Source organism: Streptomyces sp. AF1A, assembly GCF_047340315.1.
Classification (GTDB): Bacteria; Actinomycetota; Actinomycetes; order Streptomycetales; family Streptomycetaceae; genus Streptomyces.
Genome location: NZ_JBLEBI010000293.1, coordinates 1 through 4,893 on the forward strand (window position 1 = coordinate 1; position 4,893 = coordinate 4,893).

The following is a 4,893-nucleotide window of genomic DNA, read 5'->3' on the forward strand; positions in this document are numbered from 1 at the left end:
CTCTCGGTCTCCACCTCGTTGGTGCCGAACGTCTCCACGAACAGGCCGACCGGCTCGGCCTTTCCGATCGCGTACGCGACCTGCACCTCGCAGCGGGCGGCCAGGCCCGCCGCCACCACGTTCTTCGCGACCCAGCGCATCGCGTACGCCGCCGAGCGGTCCACCTTGGACGGGTCCTTGCCCGAGAACGCGCCGCCGCCGTGCCGGGCCATGCCGCCGTACGTGTCGATGATGATCTTCCGGCCGGTCAGCCCCGCGTCGCCCATCGGGCCGCCGATCTCGAAGCGGCCGGTCGGGTTGACCAGCAGCCGGTAGCCCTCGGTGTCCAGCTTGATGCCCTCCTCGGCGAGCGCCTTGAGCTCCGGCTCGACCACCGACTCGCGGATGTCGGGCGTCAGCAGCGACTCCAGGTCGATGTCCGAGGCGTGCTGGGAGGAGACGACGACCGTGTCGAGGCGGACGGCCTTGTCGCCGTCGTACTCGATGGTGACCTGCGTCTTGCCGTCCGGGCGCAGGTAGGGGACGGTGCCGTTCTTGCGGACGTCCGTCAGGCGCTTGGCCAGGCGGTGCGCCAGGAAGATCGGCAGGGGCATCAGTGTCGGGGTCTCGTCGGTGGCGTAGCCGAACATCAGGCCCTGGTCGCCCGCGCCCTGCCGGTCCAGCTCGTCGGGTTCTCCATCGGCGGCGGCACCCTCGACCCGGGTCTCGTACGCCGCTTCCACGCCCTGCGCGATGTCCGGGGACTGCGCGCCGATGGACACCGACACGCCGCAGGAGGCTCCGTCGAAGCCCTTGGCCGAGGAGTCGTAGCCGATGCGGAGCACGGTGTCGCGGACGAGCTGGGCGATCGGCGCGTACGCCTTGGTGGTGACCTCGCCGGCCACGTGCACCAGGCCGGTGGTGATGAGCGTCTCCACGGCGACCCGGGAGGCCGGGTCCTCACGCAGCAGCGCGTCGAGAATGGTGTCACTGATCTGGTCGGCGATCTTGTCGGGGTGGCCCTCGGTCACGGACTCCGAGGTGAACAGGCGACGGGACATGGGGTTCTTCCTCCAGGGACAGGGGCGTCCGGGCTGCGGACGCCCGGGACACGGAGTCCGGGGGCGGTCGTGCGGCGGCTCGTACGGCCAGTTCATACGGACGGTCGTACGGACGGCTCGTCCTGCTGGTTCTTCTGGCCGTACGGCCCGACTCGTACGGCTGGTCAGTCTCGGTAGGTGAAACGGCGGCGGGCCGTCCAGGCGCCGGGGGCGCGGTAGCCGGTGCCGGGGTCGTGGGCCGGCGCGGCCGCTGCGCCGGCCGGGCCCCGGCGGGCGCGGAGTGCGGCGAGCAGCGCCACCGTGGCGGCGGTGATCTCGTCCTCGTCCGGCCGGCCCCGGAGGAACCTCAGCAGGGGCCCGCCGCGCCGGACGGGTGTCGTGGGGGTGGTCATGGTCCCTCCTGCCGTGGGCTCAGGCCGCCCAGGCCAGGTCGGCCGGGGCGGGGTGGTCGCGGGTGTCGTCCGTGGCGCACCACAGGGGCGGCGCCTCGGGGAGTTCGTGCAGCACCCGGGCCAGGGTGAGCGTGGCCAGGGCGCCGCGGGGCGCGGTGCTGCCGTCGCCGCGCGGGGTGGCGTCGGCGTCCAGGAGCGAGAGGACGCCGGCGGGGCCGGTGCCGGCGACGGTGTCGGTGAGGTCGCGCAGGAGCGTGTCGTCGTCGGCCGAGAGGTCGACGGTGCGGGTGGTGACGCGGGTGCCGTCGGCGCCGAGCGCGTCGACCGCGGCCGTGACGAACGGGTCGTCGGCGAAGCCGTCCGGCACCAGCGCGAGCCAGGTGTCCCGCGGCCCGGCGTGCCGCTCGGGCTCCGCGGGGAGCCAGTCGACCGACTGCCGTTCCCGTACGGCCGGTTCGGGGGCGCCGAGCCAGTAGCGGCTGCGCTGGAAGGCGTAGGTCGGCAGGTCGACGGGCTCGGCGCCGGGGGATGCGGCGCCCACGGCGGTCCAGTCGACGTCGGCGCCGTTGACGTAGGCGTGCAGGAGACCGGTGAGGACCGAGCCGTCGGGCAGCAGCTCGACGTAGGTCACGTCGTCGCCGGTGCCGTCCTGGTCCGCCGCCGCAGGGGTGCGCAGCCAGAGCCAGGTCGGCTGGGCCGGGTCGGGGTCCTCGCCCAGGGCCGCCGCGCGGGCGGCGGCGTCGAGGCCGAGGGCGCCGGCGAGGCAGGCGGCGGCGGGGCCGTGGGCCGGGTCGCCTGCGAAGGCGTCGACCCGGACGCCCAGCTTGCGCCAGGTGCGGACCAGGGCCACGGTCACGGCGAACAGGGCGCAGCGGGCGCCCTGTTCGGCGATCGGCGCCTCTTCGGGGCCGCTCCACTGGGCGCGCACCGTCTCCACGGAGACGTGCGGGGCGAGCGCGGCCAGGCAGGCTTCGAGGTGTTCGGCGAACACGGGTGAGCCGGCGAGGAGTTCGCGGACCGTACGGCGCCAGGGGCCGGCCGGGTCGGGCAGGACGTAGCCGACGCGTTCGTCGGTCTGGACACCGCGGACCAGGTGCGGGCAGTCGTGGCCGTCGGCCAGGGCGCGCAGACCCGCCTCCAGCTCCTCACGGCAGGCACCGGTGGCCACACCCCGGTACGGCAGCGCGGCCCGGCCGGTCACCAGGGCATGACCCACCGCCCCCGGCTCCAGCTCCGGATGCGCCCGGGCGAACTCCAGCAGCCTGGCCGCCTGCGCCCGCAACGCCTCCTCACCACGCGCCGACACCGGCCACACCCACGGCACCGACCCCACCACCACCGGAGCCCCCTGCGCCACCTCCACCGGCACCTCCGGTGCCTGCGGTGCCTGCGGTGCCTGCGGTGCCTCCTCCAGAATCACGTGCGCGTTCGTCCCGCTGATTCCGAACGACGACACCGCCGCCCGCCGCACCCGACCCGTCCGCGGCCACGCACGCGCCTCGGTCACCAACTCCACCGCACCCGCCGACCAGTCCACATGTCCACTGGGCTCGGCAACGTGCAGCGTCGGCGGAACCACACCCGCCCGCAGCGCCATCACCATCTTGATCACACCACCCACACCGGCGGCCGCCTGCGTGTGCCCGATGTTCGACTTCAACGACCCCAGCAACAAGGGCCGCTCCGCCGGACGGCCCTGACCGTACGTCTCGATCAACGCCTGCGCCTCGATCGGATCCCCCAGCGTCGTCCCCGTACCGTGGGCCTCGACCACGTCCACGTCGGCGGTGGTCAGGCCGGCGCGGTCCAGGGCGCGGCGCACGACCCGTTTCTGGGCGGGGCCGCTGGGCGCGGTCAGCCCGTTGCTGGCGCCGTCCTGGTTGACCGCGCTGCCCCGGACGACGGCCAGCACCCGGTGCCCGCCCCGCACCGCGTCCGACAGCCGCTCGAGGACCAGCACCCCCACGCCCTCGCCCCAGCCGGTGCCGTCCGCGTCGGCGGAGAACGCCTTGCAGCGGCCGTCGGGGGCCATGCCGCGCTGGCGGGAGAACTCCACGAAGATGCCCGGGGTCGCCATCACGGTGACCCCGCCGACGAGGGCCAGCGTGGTCTCGCCGCCGCGCAGGGACTGCAGGGCCATGTGCAGCGCGACCAGGGAGGAGGAGCAGGCGGTGTCGACGGTGACCGCCGGGCCCTCCAGGCCGAGGGTGTAGGAGATCCGGCCGGACAGGACGCTGGCGGTGCCGCCGGTGAGGAGGTGGCCGTCGGCGCCCTCCCAGGGCTGGTGCAGGGGCGGTCCGTAGTCCTGGTCGATGGCGCCGACGTACACCCCGGTGGCGCTGCCGTGCAGCGAGGTGGGGTCGATGCCGGCCCGCTCCAGCGCCTCCCAGCCTGTCTCCAGCAGCAGCCGCTGCTGCGGGTCCATGGCGAGGGCCTCGCGCGGGGAGATGCCGAAGAAGTCGGCGTCGAAGTCGGCGGCGTCGCGCAGGAATCCGCCCTCGTGGGCGTAGGAGGTGCCGGGCCGGTCCGGGTCCGGGTCGTAGAGGTCCTCGGTGTTCCAGCCGCGGTCGTCGGGCAGGTCGCCCAGGACGTCGCGGCCGGCGGCGACGAGGTCCCACAGCGCCTCGGGCGAGGCGGCGCCGCCCGGGTAGCGGCAGGCCATGCCGATGATCGCGACGGGTTCGGTGTCGCGTTCCTCGGCCTGCCGCAGCCGCCTCTTCACCTCGCGCAGCTCGGTGGTGGCCCGGCGCAGATAGTCGCGGAGCCTGTCCTCGGTGGCGGCGCCGGTGCCGGCGCCGTCGTGGGCGGTGTCCCCGGCGGTGCCGGGGTCGTTGCTCGGATTCCTCCCCATGGGGGCGTCAACCTTCCTCGCGTCCAGCAGTCTCAGGGGCCGTCAGGACAGGCCCAGTTCTTCCTCGAGGGCCGCGAACAGCTCGTCGTCCGTCGCCTGGTGCAGGTCCTGGCCGGGGGTGTCGTCCGCGGGCTGCGGGTCGCAGCGGCGCAGCAGGGTGCGCAGCCGGTCGCCGATGCGGCGGCGGGCCGCCGCGTCCGGGGCGGTGACCAGCAGGGCCTCGAACTCGCCTTCCAGGCGCAGCAGTTCGTGCTCGTCGTCGGCTCCGGCAAGGGGCTTCGGTGCCGTGCCGTCCGCCGGGTTCGGACCGGTGGTGGCGGGGGCGAGGCGCTCGTGGAGGTGGTCGGCGAGGGCGGCCGGGGTGGGGTGGTCGAAGACGAGGGTGGCGGACAGCTTCAGGCCGGTGGCCTCCTTGAGGCGGTTGCGCAGCTCGACCGAGGTGAGCGAGTCCGACCCGAGCTTGCGGAACACCTGGTGGGGGCCGATCTCGGCGGGCGAGGCCGCCCCGAAGACCACGGCCGCGTGCTCGCGCACCAGGTCCAGCAGGGCCCGCCGCCGCACGGCCTCGGGCAGGGCCGCGAGCCGCTCGGCGGGCGCGGGCCCGTCGGCC

4 protein-coding genes are annotated in these 4,893 nt (G+C 74.9%); all 4 read right to left on the reverse strand.

The features are described 5' to 3' along the window. The coding region (metK, locus tag ACLU3S_RS35785; RefSeq protein WP_413956144.1) for a methionine adenosyltransferase at positions 1-1,040 on the reverse strand (1,040 nt) is incomplete at its 3' end. Positions 1,041-1,204: 164 nt separating this feature from the next. Then, positions 1,205-1,432: an acyl-CoA carboxylase epsilon subunit gene (locus tag ACLU3S_RS35790; RefSeq protein ID WP_413956145.1), complete on the reverse strand. Its 228-nt coding sequence runs from the start codon at positions 1,430-1,432 to the stop codon at positions 1,205-1,207. A gap of 19 nt (positions 1,433-1,451) precedes the next feature. Then, complete coding sequence (locus ACLU3S_RS35795; RefSeq protein WP_413956146.1) at positions 1,452-4,283, reverse strand: beta-ketoacyl synthase N-terminal-like domain-containing protein; 2,832 nt, start codon at positions 4,281-4,283, stop codon at positions 1,452-1,454. Positions 4,284-4,325: 42 nt separating this feature from the next. Beyond that, the coding region (locus tag ACLU3S_RS35800) for a phosphopantetheine-binding protein (protein WP_413956147.1) at positions 4,326-4,893 on the reverse strand (568 nt) is incomplete at its 5' end.